Genomic DNA, 19,303 nt, shown 5'->3' with positions numbered 1-19,303 from the left:
CACGCCCCTATACTGCCCGCCTTGCCCGCCTGCCCCGACCCTGATGACCGCAGCCGCCCTGCCCGCTTCCGCCGCCACCGACGATTTCCTCGGCCATCCCAAGGGCGTCTACGTCTGCTTCTTCACCGAGATGTGGGAGCGGTTCTCGTTCTACGGCATGAAAGCGCTGCTGCTGCTGTACCTCACCAAGTACCACCTGTTCGGCGACAAGGCCGGCCTGGACCTGCTCGGTGCCTACGGTGGCCTGGTGTACTGCATCCCCGTATTCGGCGGCCTGCTCGCCGACCGCTGGCTGGGCATGCGCAAGGCGGTGGTGTTCGGCGGCGTGCTACTGGTGCTCGGCCACCTCGGCATGGCCTTCGAAGGCCATGCCGCCACCCGCATCGACGGCCAGATCGTGCGCGATGACGCCGCCCTCGGCATCACCTACCTGTCGCTGGCGCTGATCATCATGGGCGTCGGCTTCCTCAAGCCGAACATCTCCACCATCGTCGGCAAGCTCTACCCGGAAAACGACCCGCGCCGCGATTCGGGCTTCTCGCTCTTCTATGCCGGCATCAACCTCGGCGCGTTGTTCGCCTCGCTGGTCTGCGGCTTCCTCGGTGAGGCCTACGGCTGGAAGTACGGCTTCGGTGCGGCCGGCATCGGCATGGTCATCGGCCTGTGCATGTTCCTGTGGGGCCAGAAATACCTGCAGGGCCACGCCGAACCCACCGACACTGCCGCCCTGCGCCAGCGCGTGCTCGGGGTTCGTCGCGAGTGGCTGATCTACGCCATCGCCGTGCTCGGCATCATTCCGGTGGCCGCGCTGATGTGGGCCGCAGCGAATGGTGCGTTCGCACTCGGCGGCGAAATCAGCCTCGCACTGATGCTGATGATCGTGGTGCTCGGTGGCGTGCTGCTGTGGTTCGCCTGGTTCACCGGCACCCGCTGCACGCCGGTGCAGCGCCAGCAGATGATCGCGCTGATGGCGCTGATCTTCATGGCGCTGGTGTTCTTCACCCTGTACGAGCAGACCTACGGTTCCTGGGTGACCTTCACCGACCGCCTGCTCACCAAGGACCTGGTGCCCTCACTGGTGATCCAGGGCGGCACGCCGCTGCCGTGGTCGATCGCCTCGCTGCTGCTGGCCCCGCTGGGCTTCGTGGTGGCCGCGCGCCTGTCCGAGCGCGACCCGGCCTCGTCGGCACCGCGCAACCTGTTCATCGCCATCGTCGCGATCATGCTGGTGATGCTGGTGCGCGACTGCCTGGTGATTCCGCAGACCGCCGGCTCGCTGACCTACCTGGGCGGCCTGTTCCTGGTGGTGCTGGCGCCGCTGTTCGCGGTGCTGTGGGCATGGCTGGACAAGCGCCGGCTGGATCCGTCCAAGCCGCTGAAATCCTCGTTCGGGCTGATCTTCGCCGCGTTGTCGTTCGTGCCGCTGGCCCTGGCCGCACAACAGGTGGGCGCCAGCGGGCAGATGGCCAGCGTGTGGTGGTTGGTGCTGGCCTACCTGATCCTGGAAATCGGTGAGATGTGCCTGTCTCCGGTCGGCCTGTCGGCGGTCACCCAGTTGGCCGCGCCGCGCGTGGTCAGCCTGATGATGGGCACCTGGTTCCTGGCCACCGCGTTCTCTGAAACGCTGGCCGCGCTGTTCGGCAAGCTCGCCGCCATCGAGGTGCCGGAGGGCGAAACCATGAACATCGCCAGCGCCGCAGCCAGCTACGAACACCTGTTCTGGCTGCTGATGTGGATCGGGCTGGGGTGTGCGGCGGTTGCCCTGATCTGCTCGCCGCTGTTGAAGAAAATGATGCACGGGGTGAAGTAAGCCCCCTCAAGATGTGGCGCTGCGCAGGTGCTCGGCCAGCTTGATGCGCATTGCTTCCAGGGCTTCGCGTGATTCTTCATCGATCGAGGCCTCGTCCACGTTCTCGTAGCGCAGGACGGCGGGCAGGAACCGGCTGATGTTGGACGGTTTGGCCCACTCGTCCACCACCGCGGTGGGCAGCAGCACACGCGCCTGTAGCGCGGCGTACGCCCCGGCGTGCCCACCCCACTGCTGTCCTTCCTCATCCCACTGCAGATGGATGAATCCCGGTACCGACACCATTCGGGCCCCGTCAACTGCGCCGCGCAGGTCGGCAAGTACCAGCCGGTAGTACTGCTCAAGCTCAGCCATCGGCAATGAAGGTGGCATGGATGCCACCGGCACCTCATCAAGTGCCGGGACGCCGCACCGTACCTGTACCCGCACATGGCGATCATCGTCACCGCCAAAGTGCGACTCCAGTGGTTGGCAGGTAGTGAGGCGAGGTGCGACAGCGGCGACATAGGCTTCCACATCACCGCGAAGCGCATCGCGTACACCCGGCGGCAGCCACAGCAGAATCTGGCTCACCAGTTCGGAGGGGTCGGCACTGCTCGGGGCCTGCCTGCTGAGTTCCGCAGACAACGCTGCTGACGTCTCGGTGCCCACCGGCCGCGTGAAACGCAGGGAGAGTGAGGCGAGCATGTCTTCCATCAGCGTCTCCACTACGTCTCCCTCGGCCATCCAGGCATGCCCATCGTGCAACGACACCAGTTGCAGCTGCCCCGCCAGTGCCAACGGCCAGTGACGGTCACGGTCCATTGCAGCGGTCATCCGTGCCGTGAGCGCCTCGCTGGAAAGACCCAGAGCGTCATTTCCGTCTGGCAAGGCAACGCCAAAGGCGTCTGACGAGCGTGCGATGAAAGCGTCCGCCAGCACACTAAGTGCGGACGCATAGGAGGAAATGCAGCGGTACTGCACATCAAGCACCTGCGCGTTTTCCGGCAATTCGCCGGAAACGAACATGTTCAATACAGCGCCTTGCAGGGGGATACCTGCCGGCTGTGCGCGGATATCGTGTGCGATGCAGCGCAGGGCCCCTCCATTGGTGGACTGCGTGATCAGCATTGCGGCCTCCTGCTTGCCCGGTGCCGATACATCATCCCCGTACAGGGTATCCAGCCACAGCCCTATCATCGCCTTGGTCATCCTCAAGGTCCGGCTCACCTGGGCAATTTCCTGCGCGGCTGCGGCAGGAGGATCCGGCGCTACGCCTGTCAGCCAGCGATGCAACTGGAGTTTGTCGTCGCTCACGGCCCCCGTTGTCAGCAGCGCGCGGGTAACTTCCTCCGCACTGTATTCCCCAGCCTCGGCCGCGAAAACAGGGGAAGCAACGGCCGCACTGCCGGCCAACACCAGGGCACCACAGCGGGTGGCGATAGCGCGAGAAAAGGTGATTGCAGGCATGCTCGGACCACGCAGGACGGAAACCCGCGATGATCCCGGGCATGCCTCGCTGTCGCCATGCAACTAGTTTCAAAATGCACGACACACAGGGAAGAACTGCAGGGGCACCTTCGAGCGCTGTCTTTCGTTGTCTGCGTAGCAGCTGCACTTAAACAGCGTCTAACACCATACGACCAGATCACATTCTGGAGTTTTCGTAAAAGTTGCAGGTACACGGCACTGTGCCGCTGCCACCATGCGCCCCGTTCGACCGCGCCTCCGGCACGGTCCCGCAATGGGCGCCGGCCTCCGATTGCACACCCCTCCCCCTATCCATGCACGTGTGTGCCAGGAGATATCTGTATGCGTCGCTCTCTCCCCCTTCGCCATCCGCTGGCGGCCATCATCGCCCTTACGCTGTGCGTCGCCCCGCACACGGGTGCCCAGGCTGCCGAAGATCCCTGCGACCCCGACACCGCACCGCATTGCGAGGACAATGACGATGAAGCACCCCGTGCACGCGGATTCTCGCCGTGGTGGATCGGCGGCATCGCCGCGCTGGCTGCCGGTGCCGCAGCAGGAGGTGGTAGTGGTGGCAGTAGTGGTGGCAACGGTTCGGGTGGCGGTGGCGGCGCTGCGCCCGGTCATGAAGGTGGCCAGTACGGCAACAACCAGACCCTCGTCGGCAGTGGCGGGCAGGCCAGCTGGGAGCAGCCGGTAGACACGCGCATCGTCGGCAACGTGCGCAATGACGGCACGCTGCTGCTCAACGCCGGCAGCCTGACCATCCGCAATGATGGCCATCTGCACAACCACGGCACGCTCCGCGTGTCCGACCGCGCCCGCATGCTGATCGAACGCGATGGTGAGTTCGACAACCGCGGTACGTTCGCACTCAATGGCAGCCTGCAGCTGCAGAGCGATGCCAGCTTCGACAACTACGGCAGCGTGCTGGCACAGGGTGCGCGCGTCACCTTGGCCGATGATTCCGACATCGAGAACCTCGGCAACATGGAGCTGCGCGACACATTGGTCACGCTGCAGGGTGAAAGTGAGTTCGACAATGGCGAACGGCATCGCAACGCACGCCTGGACGTTACCGCAGGTGGTTTCATCCTGCGCGGGATGGCCGAGTTCGACAACCATGGCAGCGTGGTCGCCAACGGCGCCTTGAACGAGAATGCGCTGATCCACGCGGTGACCTCGCAGGTCGGCAATGAGCGCGACATCATCGAAGCGTTCAACAACCACGGCAGCATCGTGATGAACGGGAATGCGCGCGTGCTCACCCTGGTGGCCGATTCACATGCCAGCAGCGGCATCAACCGCCTCGGCGGACAGATCACCAGCCATGCCCGCCACCAATCGGCGATGCATGCCGAGGGCCAGATGGCGACCCTGCTCAACCAAGGCACCATCACCGTGACCGGCGACAACGCGGTAGCCATGTCCGGTGCGCGTGGTGCCACTTTGATCAACGACGGAACCATCAACCTGGGGACGGCAGGCGGCAACAATGGCCAGGGCCTGGTAGCGATGCGCTCGGACGGTTCGGCGACGATCAACAACCGCCGCGGCGGGGTGATCAATGTCCATGCCGACAATTCGCACGCCTTCCAGATGGCGCCGGGCGGCAACGGCCGGCTGATCAACAATGGTCAGGTCAACGTGTACGGCAACGGCAGCGGCGTCAATGCCGATGCCCCGACCGATGCCGCCAACCGACCGGGTCAACCGGACCTGGGGTGGCAGGCACCGCGTGGTGTCAGCGGCTACACCGTGGGCACCAATGCCGATGGCAGCGCCGGCCGCATGGTCCTGCACCAGGGCGGGCACCTGTCCGACGTCACGGTGGATACCGGCTTCACTCGCGGCACGGCGCAGTCGCAGGTTCGCCTGGACGGCGTATTTGCCGGTGCCGACAGTGGTGAAGACAACATCCACAGCGCCACAGTGGTGTGGCGCGCACAGGCCGAGCGCGACGAAAGCGGCAGTGTGGATGTGGTCATGACCCGCAACGACTATCGCGAACTGGCCGATGCACCGCTGCAGGGCCTGGCTGGGGCACTGGAAGCTGGGTATGACAACAATGCCCTGTACCACAGCCTGGAGGTAGCCAATGCCGCGGAGTTCAACCGTGCACTGCACCAGCTCTCCGGTGCTGATGTGATGGCGTCCAGCCTGCGCATGGCTGCCAATGGCGATGCGTTCTGGTCCAGCCTGGCACGCAGTGCGCCCAGCAACGGCCACCGCGTCGTTGCGTTCGGCCCCGGCTCGGAAATCCGTCACGGGGTGCAGGGCATTGGCTCGGGTGTGCAGGTTGACGTGCCGTTGCGCGGCGGCCGCCAATTGCAGCTGAGCAGCGGGCTGCTCGGCTCGGACTTCTCCAGCGACGGTGGCCAGACCCGCAACCAGTCGCGTTTCGCCGGTCTGGGCATGAGCCAGGCGCTGGGCGCGTTCGAACTGCAGCACAGCCTGGGCAACGAGTGGCATCAGCTGGACGGGCAGCGTCAGCTGGCCTGGGGCACCGCGCAGACCAGCGCGCACAGCCAGCGCTCGGTTTCGCGCTCGCGGATCGCCAGCACGCTCACCACTCGCTGGACGACCGCCGGCATGCATTGGCAGCCGCGACTGGGCGCCAACGCCTATCGCAGCCGTGAGGCCGGATTCCACGAGTACGGTGCGGGCGCGCTGGGCCTGTCGGTTGGCGCGGGCACGCGCAGCGGCGTGCAATGGGAACTGGGCACGGCGATGCAGATGCGTGCCGGCCGGAACGTGACCCTGCGTGGCGATGCGGCCCTGCTCGGCTCGCTGGCTTACCGGGCTAGCCAGCGCAGCGCCTACCTGCACGGTGCCGACGGGCAGTCGTTCATGCTGCCGGGCCTGTCGCCGTCCGGTGTGGACTACCGCCTGATGCTGGGGGCGGACTACCGCCGCAACCGCCTCAGCGTGGGCACTTCGCTGATGGCGCAACGCCTGCTCGGCGAGGCTGATACCCAGGCGCAGTTGCACCTGGGCTACGCGTTCTGATCACGCAACCGCGGGGCCGCACAGCGGCCCCGCGGTTGTGGCTACGGTTGTGATGCGGCGGCTGCCGTACCGGCGCTTTCACCGCCCAGGCTCCTGGACAGGAACGCCAGCAGTTTCGTGTAGTACTCGCGTCGGTTGGCATCGACGTAGAAGCCATGCCCTTCGGTGGGGTAGTACAACGATTCCACCGGAACCCCGGCTTTCTTCAATGCCGCTTCCATGCGCTTGGTGTGCTCGATCGGGGCGCGCTCGTCTTCACCGCCGGCGGCCAGGAACACCGGCACCTTGATCTGCGCGGCCAGGTTCACCGGCGAGACCGCCGCAAGTTTCTGCGGATCGCCCAGCCAGTCCTTGAGGTAGGTCTCACCGGACCCACTGCGCCGGATGTCGCCGGCGGTGAACATCATCGGCAGGTCGTAGACGCCGACATAGCCGGCGGCGCACTTGTACAACGCAGCATCCCTGGCCACTCCCATCAAGGCGGCATACGCCCCGTAGCTGGCACCATAGATGCAGATCCGTGATGGATCGGCGTGGCCCTGGGCGATGGCCCAGCGGGTAGCATCGGTCAGATCGTCCTGCATCGCCCCGCCCCACTGCCTGGCACCCGCGGCCTGGAAGGCCCGGCCATAGTTGCCCGAGCCGCGGTAGTTGACCTGCAGCACCGCATAACCGGCCGCCGCCAACAGTTGGGTTTCGGTGGTGTAGCTGCCGTCGTCGAAGACGCCGAACGGGCCGCCGTGCGGCATCACCACCATTGGCAGCTTGGCCCCTGCGCGGCCGGCCGGAACGGTCAGGAACCCGCTCAGGTCCAGTCCGTCGCGGGCTTTGACCGCCACTGGCAGTACCGAGGCAGCCTTGACCGGATCGACCCAGCTACTGCGGCTGATCACGTGGTCGGCCTTCTTCGTCTCGGTATTGAAGATGTAGAAGTCGCCGGGATTGCGCCCCGACCAGGCCTCGACCATCAGTTGCTTGCCATCCTTGGTACTGGAGGTGATGAACACCGCATCGCCACCGAACGCCGCTTCCAGGCTGCGGTACAGGCGTGCATCGGCCGAGGTCTCATCGAAGAACCGCGTGTGCGGCGTGTCGCCCAGGAACAGCGCCCCGACCGGGACAGCGGTGCCGGGACGACGGATGATGCGGCTCGGATCCACCTTCGGATCGCGCAGGACGGGCGTGCGCGTGCCGGTCGCCGGATCCCATGACACGATCGCGGCAGGCCCGTTGGCCTGCTCGGAAGTGATATAGGCCAGCGTGCCGTCGGCGGAAAAGCCGATCGCCTGCTCGATGCGGCCATTGACCGCCTCGTCGTTGACCAGCTTCCAGTTGTCGCCCACCCCTTCGCGGTAATAGAGCTTGTTGACGTTGTCGGTGCCGGCACCGTGGGCGAAGCGGACCTGGCCGTGGCCGTCGCTGACGAACTCGGCACGGCGTACCGGTGACAACGCCACGGTCTGACGGCGGCCGCTCTGCACATCCAGCTTGTCTACGCGGGTGAACGGATCGTTGCTGAACGGCCAGATCGAAACCAGCACGTTGCGATCATCCTGCGGCAGGTCGTCAAACATGAAGGCCGCCACCGACTCGACCTTCTTGGGCTGGATGCGCGTGCCCGGCCCATTGCCTTCCACCCGGTAGCCGACCAGCAGTTCGCCGCGACCGCCATCGGCATTGATCGCGTACAGCTCCCCGGTCCGGCGCGGCATGTCCAGGTCGCCGATTTTTTCCGCCAGCCCGATCAATACGCGGTTGCCGTTGACCCAATCGAAGTCGTTGGCATGGTTCTTCGCCGGGGGCACGAATGAGCCGACCGCTGTGTTGTCCGAGCGGCGCAGGATCACCAGCGCCGTACGGTCTTCCATCGGCACCGTAGCGGCGTAGAACGCGCCGTCCGGCGAAATCTTGATATCGGCGAATTCATCGCGCTTGAGATAGCGGTCCAGATCCACCGCACTGGCCTGCCCCGCCAGCGCCCCACACATGGCCAAGGCCACCCAACCAGACTTGCGCATCCCTTTCCCCTGTCGTCCGGACACCCTGTCCGGGTGCTCGATTCTAGACGGAACCTGAACAGAATAAAAAATGGCACCGCAAGCGGTGCCATTCAAGGAATGCACTGAGGAGAGAGTTCAATGCATGCCGCGGAACGCGAGGGTCAGAGCCAGGATCGACAGGATCACCGCGATGGTGCCGTCCAGGATCCGCCAGGTTTTGGGTTTGGTGAACAACGGGGCCAGCAGGCGCGCACCCAGGCCCTGCGCGGTCAGCCACAGGCAGCTGGCGGTGAACACGCCGGCGGCGAAGGCCATGCGCGCGTTGCCGAAGTTTTCGGCAATGCCGCCAATGACCATCATGTCCAACCAGAAGTGCGGGTTGATCAGCGAGAAGCCGACCGCGGAGATCAGCACGGCACGGCGCGAGGTGCTGTCACCGTCTTCCACGTGCATGCCACCACCACCGGCCAGCGCGCGCCGCGCCGACTGCCAGGCGTACCAGGCCAGGAAGGCCACGCCGCCCCACAGCACCACGGTGGTCAGCCACGGCAGCGCCTGGGTCAGGGTGCGCAGGCCGGCCACGCTGGCGAAGATGAAAATGCCGTCGATCGCCGCACAGGTCGCGACAACCGGCACGATGTGCTTGCGCAGGATGCCCTGGCGCAGGATGAAGGCACTCTGCGCACCGACCACCGCGAACAGGCCGATGCCGGTTGCTGCGCCGCTGAGCCACGCGGCCAGACCGGGGCCGCCGGAGATGAGGGAGAACATGGGGTACCGCCTTGTCTTGCTTGGGGGGAGCGGTGCCTCGCCATGGCGTACAGCACCGGATGGCGCATATTGTCGCGCCGCAACATTAAAAAGTAGAGCTAAACTTACTTAACCATCTTTAGCAGGACTTAAGACCATGCGGATCGACCATGCCCAGCTCCGCGCCTTGGCCGCCGTGGTCCGCGAAGGCAGCTTCGAGCGGGCCGCACAATCGCTCAATGTCACCGCCTCGGCGGTCTCGCAGCGGATCAAGGCGCTGGAGGACCGGGTCGGCCGGCTGCTGGTCAAGCGCTCCTCGCCGGCGGTGGCCACCCACGAGGGCCAGGTGCTGGTGCAGCTGGCCGAACAGACCGCCCTGCTCGAACACGACGCGCTGCACCGCATGGGCATCGCCGACGAGGACCTGCCCCAGGCCAGCATCCCGGTGGCGGTGAACCATGACAGCCTGGAAACCTGGTTCCCCGAGGCCGCCCTGCAGTTCGCCGGGCAGACCGGCACCACGCTGGACCTGCGCTCGGAAGACCAGGACCACACCGTGGCGCTGCTGCGCCAGGGCGCGGTATTGGGCGCGGTGACCACCCTGGACGAGCCGGTGCAGGGCTGCCAGATCCATGCGCTGGGCAGCATCCGCTACGCCGCCACCTGCACCCCGGCCTTCCACGCACAGCATTTCGCCAAGGGGGTGACCGCGCAGGCGCTGGCGCAGGCGCCGGTGCTGGTGTTCAACCGCAAGGACGACATGCAGGCCCGCTTCGCCCGCCGCCTGGCCGGCGACGACCTGCCGTTGACCGCGCCGACCTGGTGGATTCCCTCCACCCGCGCCTTCGTGCAGGCCAACCTGGGTGGGCTGGGCTGGACCATGAACCCGCTGCCACTGGTCAAACGCCACCTGGAGGCCGGCCGGTTGGTGCTGATGAAGCAGCGCGCGTGGGAGGACGTGCCGCTGTACTGGCAGCACTGGAAGGGCGATGTGCAGACCATGGCGCTACTGACGAAGGCGGTGCTGGCCGCGTCGGCGACGCTGGTCAAGAAGAAACGATAAGCCGCGAACCGCGCCTCCATCGCCGCCCCTACACAACCCGCTGACCCCGGCCGGCGCAGCCTCGCCTCAACCAGCCTTGGGGGCGACCATGGACGCCGATCCGCTCTACCTGCACATCCGGGTGGTGCTCAGCATCATCCTGGGCCTGAGCATCACTACCGTGCTGCGTGGGCTGGCCTCGATCATCGAGCACCCGCAGCGCCGCGGCTGGTCCTGGATCCACCTGTGCTGGGTGGTGTGGGCGCTGATCTCGGTGGTCAGTTTCTGGTGGTGGGAGTTCCGCCTGGGCCAGGTCCGGCAGTGGACCTTCGGGCTGTATCTGTTCGTGATCGGCTACTGCGCCAGCTGGTTCATGCTGTGCACGCTGCTGTTCCCGGAGGACCTGCGCGAGTTCGGCAGCTATGAGAACTACCTGCTGCAGCGGCGCGGGGGCTTCTTCGGGCTGCTGGCGCTGGTCACCTTGCTCGATCTGGTCGATACCGCCATCAAGGGCCAGAGCCGCTGGCAGATGCTCGGCGACGCCTACTGGGTCCACACCGTGGTGATGCTGGCGATCGCCGGGCTGGGCATCGTCCTGCGCCAGCGCCGCGCCCACCAGACCCTGGCCCTGATAGCACTCATCTATCAAGCCAGTTATTTCCTTTTTGAATACTTCACCTTGGCCAGCGACTGACCCGGCGCGGCATACCGGCCGGATGCTGCGTTGCACCAGAAATGTCGCGAAAGGCGATAAAATCGCCACCCGTGCCGCCCAAGCGCCTGTTTCTTCACGCCCCTCCCCCGCGGCGTCGGCATCCTGTTTACATCTCCCCCACCCGAGATCCCCATGAAAAAACTAGCCAAGGGCCTACTGGGCCTGCTCGTGTTGCTGCTACTGGCAGCCGCCATTTTCCTGTACTGGCCCTTCTACCAGCGTTCGGTGCCGGCCGCCGGCAACGACAAGCCGGTGGACGTGGTACTGGTGGGCGGCGGCATCATGAGCATCACCCTGGCCACCTTCCTGCAGGAATTGCAGCCGGACTGGAACATCCAGGTGTATGAGCGCCTCGACGGCGTCGCCCTGGAAAGCTCGGATGGCTGGAACAACGCCGGCACCGGCCACTCGGCCTTCGCCGAACTGAACTACACCCCGGAACTGCCCGACGGCAGCATCGAGACCAAGCGCGCGGTCGGCATCGCCGAGCAGTTCGAGGTTTCACGCCAGTTCTGGTCGCACCAGGTGAAGGAAGGCCGGCTCAGCCAGCCCTCGGACTTCATCAACCCGACCCCGCACATGAGCTTCGTCTGGGGCGATGACAACATCGCCTACCTGCACAAGCGCCAGCAGGCCCTGGTCAAGAACCCGCTGTTCTACGGCATGCAGTACTCCGAGGACGCCGCGCAGATCGCGCAGTGGGCGCCGCTGCTGATGGAAGGCCGCGACCCCAAGCAGAAGGTCGCCGCGACCTGGATGCCGCTGGGCACCGACGTCAACTTCGGGGTGATCACCCGCCAGCTCACCGCCGGCCTGCAGCGCAGCCCGAACTTCGGCCTGCACCTGGAGCATGAAGTCCGCGCGCTGCGCCAGAACGAGGACAAGAGCTGGAACGTGACGGTCAAGGACCTCAAGGCCGACACCGAGTCCACCATCAAGTCGCGCTTCGTGTTCATCGGCGCCGGCGGCGCCGCACTCAAGCTGCTGCAGTTGTCGGGCATTCCGGAGTCGAAGAACTACGCCGGTTTCCCGGTGGGCGGCCAGTTCCTGGCCTTCCAGGATCCGGCGATCGCCAGCCGCCACAGCGTCAAGGCCTACGGCATGGCCGAGACCGGCTCGCCGCCGATGTCGGTGCCGCACCTGGATGCGCGCAAGCTGGATGGCAAGCCGGTGGTGTTGTTCGGGCCGTTCGCGCTGTACAGCACCAAGTTCCTCAAGCACGGCTCGTGGTTCGACCTGTATTCCTCGGTGAACCACAACAACGTGGCGGGAATGCTCGACGTCGGCGCGGAGAACCTGGACCTGGTGAAGTACCTGATGGGCCAGGCCCGTTTGAACGACGCCGACCGCCAGGCCGAGCTGGTCAAGTACTTCCCCAAGGCCAAGCGCGAAGACTGGACGCTGGTCACCGCCGGCCAGCGCGTGCAGATCATCAAGCGTGACCCGGAGAAGGGCGCGGTGCTGCAGTTCGGCACCGAGATCGTGACCGACCAGGACCACACCATCGCCGCACTGCTGGGTGCCTCGCCGGGCGCCTCGACCTCGCCGCCGATCATGCTGGACCTGCTGAAGAAGGCCTTCCCGGCGCAGATGGCGGGCGGCTGGGAAGCCCGGCTGAAGCAGATCGTGCCGTCCTACGGGCGCAAGCTCAACGACAGCCCGGCGCTGACCAACGAAGTCCGCCGCCAGACCAGCGAGGCGCTGAAGCTGCCCTACCTGGACGTGCCGGTGGAGACCTCGCCGGCGGTGATGATGACCCCGCCGCCGGCCGCCGTGCCGGTGGAAAAGAAGTCGCGCAACGCCAATGAGGAACTGCAGGCGCTGTAAACCTGCGGCCCGCTGCGCTGAACCGATCCGGCTCCTTTTGGGGGCCGGATTTTTTTTGGCTTTGTGCAAGGCCCCGCGGTGCAGGCGGCTGGGGGACATTTGCCAAGGCGCCTGACGGCCACCCACGGGGCCCCAACGCTCGCCTCAGGCCCAGACGAAGACAGCACCGCAAGCATCCAGGACTGGTAAAGCGAATGCGAACGCTTTACATTTGCAACCCGCTGCACTGCCCGCGCAGGTGATTGACGGCCTCAATGGACTGCCGTCACCCCGTACCGCTTCCCGGTCTGCGGCCCCCAGAAGGATCTGCCTGCCCCGTGCCCTGCACCGGGTGGCCCTGCGCTGCCTTGCTGTTTCCCCCTCCGAGACCGATTCGAGACCCGCATGCCCCTTCGCGACCGCCTGCCCCGTACCCCTCGCCGCCGCCCGCTGGGCCTGGCCCTGTTGTCCGCCCTGTCGCTCACTGCGCCGCTGGCACAGGCCGCCGGCGCGGCAGATGCCGCCGCCGGCAGCAACGCCGACGCCAAGACGCTGGACCGGGTCAGCGTGCGCGCCGAGCAGTCCGCGCCGCCCTCCAGCACCACCCGCCTGCCGATCACCCTGCAGGAAACCCCGCAGTCGTCCACCGTGATCGGCCTGCAGCGCCTGCAGGACGAATCGCTGTTCAGCCTCAACGACGTGATGCGCAACGTGACCGGCGTCAGCGTGTCCTTCTATGACACCCAGCGCCCGCTGTACTACGCGCGCGGCTTTGCCATCACCGACTTCCAGGTCGACGGCATCCCCACCTACAGTGGATCGACCAACCAGGAATACGACACCGCCTTCTACGACCGCGTGGAAGTGATCCGCGGCGCCAACGGCCTACTCAGCGGTGCCGGCGTCCCGTCGGCCACGGTCAACCTGCTGCGCAAGCGCCCGGGCAAGGAGTTCGATGCCTCGTTCTCGGTCAGCGCGGGCAGCTGGGACTACCGCCGCATGGAAGCGGACGTCACCGCGCCGCTGACCGCCGATGGCCGCTTCCGCAGCCGCGTGGTCGCCGCCTACACCGATCGCGACTTCTATTACGACCGCTACAAAGAAAACAAGATGGCCGGCATGGCCGTGCTGGAAGGCGACGTGACCGACAGCACCACCGTCACCGTCGGCTACCAGACCCAGGACAACAACCCGGTCGGCTCGACCTGGGGCACGGTGCCGTTCTTCGACAGCCAGGGCAACTTCGCCCACCTGTCGCGCTCGACCAATCTGGCGCCGAAGTGGAGCTACTGGCAGCGCGAGACCAGCACCGTGTTCGCCAACCTGGAACAGCGCTTCGGTGACGACTGGCTGCTGAAGATCAACACCGCCTACACCCGCGGCAACGTGCAGAACATGCGCCTGTATGGCGCCGGCAATCCGGATCCAACGACCGGCGCGGGCATTTTTCTGCGCACCGCCGCCGGCGATTCGGAAGACACCCGCCGCAATGTCGACGCCTACCTGACCGGCACCTTCCCCCTGTTTGGTCGCGAGCACGATGTCACGATCGGCGCGCAGTGGGCCGACCTGGAGGCCACCACCAACACGCTGGCGCTGAACTACCCGCGCGACTGGGCCACCTGCGGCCGCGAGCGCTGCTACTACATCCCCAACGTGCATACCTGGGATGGCGACATCTCCGAGGTGACCTACACCCTGACCGGTGCGCGCCGCGTGGCCAAGACCACCCAGAGTGGTTTCTATCTGGCCACCCGCCTGCGCCTGGCCGATCCGCTTTCGCTGATTGCCGGTGCGCGCCTGAGCCGCTGGCAGACCCAGACCCGCGCCTACAACGCGGCCGGTACCTATACCGCCACCAGCGGCGCGTACAAGGTCACCGATGAAGTGACCCCGTACGTCGGCCTGGTCTACGACGTCACCCCGAACGTGGCGGTGTACGCCAGCTACACGGAAATCTTCAACCCGCAGAACAACAAGGACCGCAACGAGAACCTGCTCGCGCCGGTACAGGGTTCGAACCTGGAAGCCGGGCTGAAGACGCAGTGGTTCGATGGCCGCCTGACCGCCAATGCCGCCGTGTTCGAGGCCAAGCAGGACAATTACGCGGTGCGCGACATGAGCGTGCCGGACGGCTCGCTCAGCGATGGCAGCTCGGCCTACATCGGCGTCAACGGCACCAAGGCGCGCGGCTGGGAGATGGACGTCAACGGCGAGATCCTGCCGGGCTGGACGGTCAATGCCGGCTTCACCCACGTCAAGGTGACCCGCGCGGCCACCGACCTGCTGTACGCCAACCCGGCCGAGGACCTGCTGCAGCTCAACACCCAGGTGCAGCTGCGCGGTGCACTGCAGCGCCTGAGTGTCGGTGCAGGCGTGCAGTGGCAGAGCAAGGTGCAGGGCTACAACATCCCCTACCCGCTCGGCGGCACCGTCACCGTGAACCAGCCGGCGTATGCGCTGGTGCAGTTCAACGCCAACTACCGCATCAGTGACAACTGGACCGCGACGCTGAGCGTGCGCAACGCGCTGGACAAGACCTACTGGGCCAACCTGGACTACAACAACTACGGCGAACCGCGCTTCGTGGCGGCCAGCCTGCGCTGGAAGTTCTAAGCCATCGGAAAAGGGAGTGCCGGCCGGCGGCCGGCACTACCGGGTGGGGCGGGTTTCGCGCAGCCCCCACAGAACGGGCAACACCAGCACCGCCACTACCGCGATCATCGCGCCCGGCACCGCGTTCCACCCGGTGTGGCGCACCAGCAGTTCGGCCAGCAATGGCGTGGCGCCACCGAAGAACGCGGTGGCCATCGTCACGCCCAGCGCCAACCCACTGAGCCGGCCTTCGCCGGGAAACTGTTCGGCCGTGGCCGGTGCGGCCACCGCGCTGACCCCGCCGGCCAGGCAGGCCAGTACCACTGCGGCCACACCGATCTCCAGCGTGCTGCCGCGCGCCATCACCGCGAACATCGTCAACGGCAGCAACGCCGACAACAGCGCCAGCGCGATCAACACCGGGCGTCGCCCGATCCGGTCCGACAAGGCGCCAGCCAACGGGGTCACCCCGATCACCGCCACTGCCGCCACCGTGGACAGCCACAGCGCTTCGGATTCTCCTACCGCACCGGCCGAACCAAGAAACGCCGGCACGTAAGTGATGCCGACGTAATAGGTGATCGAACCCAACGCGGAGATCGCGAACGTGCGGGCAACCGCGCCACGATGGAAGCGCCAGGTATCGCGGATCGGCGAGGTCGGCACGGTACCGGCGGCGCGCTGCCGCTCGAATTCGGGCGACTCGTGCATGGTCGAACGCGCCAGCAGGATCGCCGCCGCCAATGCCGCGCCAACAAAGAACGGAATCCGCCAGCCCCAACCATCCAGCTGCGCGGTGCTCAGCAGCGCCACCGTCAATGCCGACAGCCCCACCGCCAGCAACGCGCCGACTTCGCTGGCCGCCGATGCCAGCGAAGTCACCAAGCCGCGGCGGCGTGTGGGCGCGGTTTCCAGCAGGTAGGCCACCACGCCGGTGTATTCGCCGCCCACCGAAAACGCCATCACGCAACGCAACAGCAGCAGCAACACACCCGCGCTGCTGCCGATGCTGGCGAAGGTGGGCAGCATCGCGGTGGCCAGCATCGCCACGGTCATCAGCAGCATCGACGCCAGCAACATGTAGCGCCGCCCGAAACGGTCGCCCAGGTGACCAAAGCACAGCGCCCCGAGCGGGCGCATCAGGTAGGACACCGCAAAACCGGCCAGCGTCGCCAGCAACGCATTTTCGCCGCCACCGAAAAACACCCGCGACAGCACCGTGGCCAGGTACAGGTACAAGGTGAAGTCGTACCACTCCACCACCGTGGACAACCCGGCGACAATCATCGAACGGGTACGCGGAGAGAGACGGGAACTCGGCAACATCGGGCACCTGGAGCAGATCAGTGCCAGAGCCTACGACACCGCCATCGCCCAGGAACTCACGTGCTCACCACATCCTGGCGCCCGCTTGCCGCCGGGGCGTTGTGCGTGTCGCGAACGCCGCCGACTGCGCATCCAGGACTAGGCCGCGAACGCCTCCCCACGCGTGTAGCGCAGCAACCGCCCGCGCCCGGGGGATTCGCCCTCGTCGTCGAACAGTCCGTATTCCTCATCCACCGCGTAGCCCTGGAGGGCCATTGCGCGCGAGAACGTACCGACATTGCCGCGGCCCGGGTCGGTCAGCAGCAGCTCGGCGCTGGGCTGTGCATGGCGCTCCATCATGGTGGCGATCTGCAGCGCATGCCCGCGTTCGTACAGCACATCACTGCCGATGATCAGATCGAAGCGGCCCAGCGACGCATCGGGCAGCTCCCACGGCAGGTCGCGGTAGTGGATCGCCGGCAGGTCGTTGAGCCCGGCGTTGTAGGCCAGGAACGATTCCGCCAAAGGGTGGTGGTCGCTGGCCACCACATCGGCGCCGCGATGGGCCAGCACCAGGCTGGCCAGGCCCAACCCGCACCCGAGTTCGAGGATGCGTTTGCCGGCCACATCGAAGGTGGTCATGGTTTCGGCGAGTACGCGGCCGGCCGGCCAGACCTGGCCGAACAGGCTCCACAGGGACGAGTGGATGCCGGCACGTTCGGCACGGCCGGTGGGATCGGCGAACTGCTGCAGATCGCTGAGCGCGCGGATACGGAAGTCGTGACCGCCGACTGGGACAGTAAGAATGCGGGTGGCATAGCCCGGCATGAGCGCTCCGTGGGACACGGGGAACTCTCGATGCCGACAACGGCAACGAGAACTCGTAAATGGAGCGAAGCGGGCGACCCGAAGGCGGTCGCGCAGGACGCGCGTAGCAGCGTGTGACCAAGCCATCCTACGCGATCGGGGTGGAGACGGTTTCACCGTGGCCACAGGCCCAGGCACTTGACACGGCCCGCGGACCGGAACACCATCAGTTAACGAATTAGTTAAATACCGTCATGGACCGCATCTTCGAAGCCCTCGCCTCCACCGCCCGCCGACAGATCCTGGCCTACCTCAATGGCGGTGAATTGAGCGCGGGCGAACTTGGCGAACGTTTCGATTTCAGCAAGCCGGCGCTGTCCAGCCACCTGCGCATCCTGGAGGATGCCGGGCTGATCGAGCGCGAAAAGCGCGGCCAGTTCGTGTACTTCCGCCAGGTGCCGGACACCCTGACCAATACGCTGTTCGCCTGGGCAGCCGAAGTCTGCCCGGTCGGCGGCCCGCTGCAGCGTGAGAGCCGGGCCAAGGCCCGTCGCAAGACCACCACCGGATAAGGAGCCCGGCATGCTGGACGTGAATCGCCCGAGCCGTTCGTTTCCCAGCGTAAGCCTGCCTTCCTTCGGCGAGGGCAGCCCGGTGGAAGTGGCGTTGATCGCCCAGCTCGGCCTGGGCGCCGGCGACCTGCTGGTACGCGATGCCGGTATCCGCCAGGCCGCCCACCCGGGTTTCATCGATGCGCTGGATGAACCCTCCGCCCGCCTCGGCGGCATGCACCTGGCCCAAGGCGATGCCTCCTCGCTGTATTCCTTCAGCGTGGGCCGACAGGGGCACCCGTTCCATCGCCACGCCGGGCCGCGCATGTTCACTGCCATTGCCGGCAGCGGTGGCGCGCAGCTGCGCTTCTCCACCGCCTCCGACGCCCAGCTGCAACAGGACCCGGCCAATTTCGTGCGCGCCCTGCGCTGTGTCGACGTCCCACCGGACTGCCTGTTCACCGTGCGCTTCGGCAGCGGCACCTGGCATCAGTTCGTCTCGCGCAACGCGCAGCACCCGGCACTGTTCGCGCTGTCCTGCCACACCGACGAACGCAGTGGCGCGCTGAGCGAACAGCAGCGCGCGCGGGTGGACGCGGGCGACGCCGACATCCCCACCCTCACCGACACGTTGCCGCCGGTCCTGCAGCAGTTGCTGGCCGCCACCAACCTGGCCCAGCTACCGGTGTTGGCGCTGTCGCTGCAGGCCCCGCCGCGTTCGATGCTGGCACGGCTGTGCGCCCGCAGCCGCGATCTGGTCGGCCGCGTACGCGTGCAACTGGCACGCCTGCGCGCCGCGCACGGCTATGTGGGCCAACGCGATCCGGCGTATCCATTGCAGGCCGCGCCCCAGCCCCCTGCCGATTCGCTGCTGTGCCAGGCCCTGGTCGACGGCGTTGACCATCAGGACTACCTGAGCCTGCTGCTGCCCGCGCACCGCGTGCCCGGCCGCTCCGCCGCTGCCCTGCTGGAAGCGGTGCTGGAAGGCTTCGTGCGCAACCCGCCGCGCAGCGTCGGCCAGTTGATGACCCTGCGCAATGTCCTGGTGGCCCCGCTGCACCTGCGCACCTCGTCGCTGGGCTGCCCGGTATCGTCCCTGCTCTCGGGCGACCGCAGCCAGCTGTTCGCACAGCGCTTCCCGGTGCATGCACAGTGCGTACACGCCGATGACCGCAGCGCCGAAGTGCTGCTCGGTGCCGACGACCGCCATCTGCGTTTCCGTGCCTGTGTGCGGGTGGAACTGCTGGACGACGGCAGCGCACGGATCTCGCTCGGCAACCGGGTACAGACCCACAACCGCTTCGGGCGCGTCTACATGGCCGCCATCGACCGTGTCCACCGTGGCCACGTCGGCCCCAGCCTGCTGCGCACCGCCGTTGCGTATGCACAGGCACCGCAACATGCCCTGCCACTGCAGGCCGCGGCGACGTTGGGCTGAGTCACCCCGGCGGGCAACCCGCGCTCACA

Annotated in this window: 13 protein-coding genes; 8 read left to right on the top strand and 5 right to left on the bottom strand. The window is 66.5% G+C overall.

Annotation, left to right across the window (positions count from 1 at the left end; all coding sequences use genetic code 11):
• The first annotated feature begins 43 nt into the window (after window positions 1-43).
• On the top strand, window positions 44-1,810 hold the full coding sequence (locus tag AC3IPM_RS05405) for a peptide MFS transporter (RefSeq protein WP_489302923.1): 1,767 nt from the start codon (window positions 44-46) through the stop codon (window positions 1,808-1,810).
• A 6-nt stretch (window positions 1,811-1,816) separates the two neighbouring features.
• Here AC3IPM_RS05405 and AC3IPM_RS05400 read toward each other — a convergent pair whose 3' ends face one another.
• Window positions 1,817-3,256 (bottom strand): hypothetical protein, encoded by a 1,440-nt coding sequence (locus AC3IPM_RS05400; protein WP_489302922.1) that lies wholly within the window; start codon window positions 3,254-3,256, stop codon window positions 1,817-1,819.
• Window positions 3,257-3,598: 342 nt separating this feature from the next.
• Here AC3IPM_RS05400 and AC3IPM_RS05395 point away from each other — a divergent pair, with 342 nt between their 5' ends.
• The gene (locus AC3IPM_RS05395) at window positions 3,599-6,265 is read left to right on the top strand and encodes a hypothetical protein (RefSeq protein WP_489302921.1); all 2,667 of its coding nucleotides are present in this window, start codon (window positions 3,599-3,601) and stop codon (window positions 6,263-6,265) included.
• A gap of 41 nt (window positions 6,266-6,306) precedes the next feature.
• Here AC3IPM_RS05395 and AC3IPM_RS05390 read toward each other — a convergent pair whose 3' ends face one another.
• Both AC3IPM_RS05390 and AC3IPM_RS05385 read right to left on the bottom strand, forming a co-directional pair.
• Complete coding sequence (locus AC3IPM_RS05390; RefSeq protein ID WP_489302920.1) at window positions 6,307-8,283, bottom strand: alpha/beta hydrolase family protein; 1,977 nt, start codon at window positions 8,281-8,283, stop codon at window positions 6,307-6,309.
• Between the two features lie 117 nt (window positions 8,284-8,400).
• Entirely contained in the window at window positions 8,401-9,036 is a 636-nt protein-coding gene (locus AC3IPM_RS05385) for a LysE/ArgO family amino acid transporter (RefSeq protein WP_489302919.1), read from the bottom strand.
• Window positions 9,037-9,172: 136 nt separating this feature from the next.
• Between AC3IPM_RS05385 and AC3IPM_RS05380 the strand changes: the two genes are divergently transcribed.
• The 4 genes from AC3IPM_RS05380 to AC3IPM_RS05365 all read left to right on the top strand — a co-directional run bounded on the left by AC3IPM_RS05380 (window position 9,173) and on the right by AC3IPM_RS05365 (window position 15,194).
• Complete coding sequence (locus tag AC3IPM_RS05380; RefSeq protein WP_489302918.1) at window positions 9,173-10,078, top strand: LysR family transcriptional regulator ArgP; 906 nt, start codon at window positions 9,173-9,175, stop codon at window positions 10,076-10,078.
• 88 nt (window positions 10,079-10,166) lie between these two features.
• Window positions 10,167-10,751 carry a hypothetical protein gene (locus tag AC3IPM_RS05375; protein WP_489302917.1) on the top strand — a complete coding sequence of 195 codons (585 nt, stop codon included), beginning with the start codon at window positions 10,167-10,169 and terminating at the stop codon, window positions 10,749-10,751.
• Window positions 10,752-10,904: 153 nt separating this feature from the next.
• On the top strand, window positions 10,905-12,599 hold the full coding sequence (mqo, locus tag AC3IPM_RS05370; RefSeq protein WP_489302916.1) for a malate dehydrogenase (quinone): 1,695 nt from the start codon (window positions 10,905-10,907) through the stop codon (window positions 12,597-12,599).
• Window positions 12,600-12,983: 384 nt separating this feature from the next.
• The gene (locus tag AC3IPM_RS05365) at window positions 12,984-15,194 is read left to right on the top strand and encodes a TonB-dependent siderophore receptor (RefSeq protein ID WP_489302915.1); all 2,211 of its coding nucleotides are present in this window, start codon (window positions 12,984-12,986) and stop codon (window positions 15,192-15,194) included.
• Window positions 15,195-15,230: 36 nt separating this feature from the next.
• On the opposite strand, the gene AC3IPM_RS05360 is transcribed toward AC3IPM_RS05365, so the two are convergent.
• Window positions 15,231-16,499, bottom strand: coding sequence for an MFS transporter (locus AC3IPM_RS05360; RefSeq protein WP_489302914.1), 1,269 nt, complete (start codon window positions 16,497-16,499; stop codon window positions 15,231-15,233).
• Between the two features lie 138 nt (window positions 16,500-16,637).
• A complete protein-coding gene (locus AC3IPM_RS05355) occupies window positions 16,638-17,306 on the bottom strand; it encodes a class I SAM-dependent methyltransferase (RefSeq protein WP_489302913.1) in 669 nt (222 codons plus the stop codon).
• Between the two features lie 233 nt (window positions 17,307-17,539).
• Between AC3IPM_RS05355 and AC3IPM_RS05350 the strand changes: the two genes are divergently transcribed.
• On the top strand, window positions 17,540-17,857 hold the full coding sequence (locus tag AC3IPM_RS05350) for a metalloregulator ArsR/SmtB family transcription factor (protein WP_489302912.1): 318 nt from the start codon (window positions 17,540-17,542) through the stop codon (window positions 17,855-17,857).
• Window positions 17,858-17,867: 10 nt separating this feature from the next.
• Entirely contained in the window at window positions 17,868-19,274 is a 1,407-nt protein-coding gene (locus tag AC3IPM_RS05345; protein WP_489302911.1) for a DUF2867 domain-containing protein, read from the top strand.
• Window positions 19,275-19,303 lie beyond the last annotated feature (29 nt).

Source organism: Stenotrophomonas sp. GL_111, from assembly GCF_057835245.1.
The sequence above is the reverse complement of the archived record's forward strand: the minus strand, read 5'-3'. Positions and strand labels throughout refer to the sequence as shown.

What these genes read in the sequence shown, in the direction of transcription:
- AC3IPM_RS05405 (WP_489302923.1), top strand. Translation starts at nt 44, where the DNA reads ATGACCGCAGCCGCCCTGCCCGCTTCCGCCGCCACCGACGATTTCCTC.
- AC3IPM_RS05400 (WP_489302922.1), bottom strand. Translation starts at nt 3,256, where the DNA reads ATGCCTGCAATCACCTTTTCTCGCGCTATCGCCACCCGCTGTGGTGCC.
- AC3IPM_RS05395 (WP_489302921.1), top strand. Translation starts at nt 3,599, where the DNA reads ATGCGTCGCTCTCTCCCCCTTCGCCATCCGCTGGCGGCCATCATCGCC.
- AC3IPM_RS05390 (WP_489302920.1), bottom strand. Translation starts at nt 8,283, where the DNA reads ATGCGCAAGTCTGGTTGGGTGGCCTTGGCCATGTGTGGGGCGCTGGCG.
- AC3IPM_RS05385 (WP_489302919.1), bottom strand. Translation starts at nt 9,036, where the DNA reads ATGTTCTCCCTCATCTCCGGCGGCCCCGGTCTGGCCGCGTGGCTCAGC.
- AC3IPM_RS05380 (WP_489302918.1), top strand. Translation starts at nt 9,173, where the DNA reads ATGCGGATCGACCATGCCCAGCTCCGCGCCTTGGCCGCCGTGGTCCGC.
- AC3IPM_RS05375 (WP_489302917.1), top strand. Translation starts at nt 10,167, where the DNA reads ATGGACGCCGATCCGCTCTACCTGCACATCCGGGTGGTGCTCAGCATC.
- mqo (WP_489302916.1), top strand. Translation starts at nt 10,905, where the DNA reads ATGAAAAAACTAGCCAAGGGCCTACTGGGCCTGCTCGTGTTGCTGCTA.
- AC3IPM_RS05365 (WP_489302915.1), top strand. Translation starts at nt 12,984, where the DNA reads ATGCCCCTTCGCGACCGCCTGCCCCGTACCCCTCGCCGCCGCCCGCTG.
- AC3IPM_RS05360 (WP_489302914.1), bottom strand. Translation starts at nt 16,499, where the DNA reads ATGTTGCCGAGTTCCCGTCTCTCTCCGCGTACCCGTTCGATGATTGTC.
- AC3IPM_RS05355 (WP_489302913.1), bottom strand. Translation starts at nt 17,306, where the DNA reads ATGCCGGGCTATGCCACCCGCATTCTTACTGTCCCAGTCGGCGGTCAC.
- AC3IPM_RS05350 (WP_489302912.1), top strand. Translation starts at nt 17,540, where the DNA reads ATGGACCGCATCTTCGAAGCCCTCGCCTCCACCGCCCGCCGACAGATC.
- AC3IPM_RS05345 (WP_489302911.1), top strand. Translation starts at nt 17,868, where the DNA reads ATGCTGGACGTGAATCGCCCGAGCCGTTCGTTTCCCAGCGTAAGCCTG.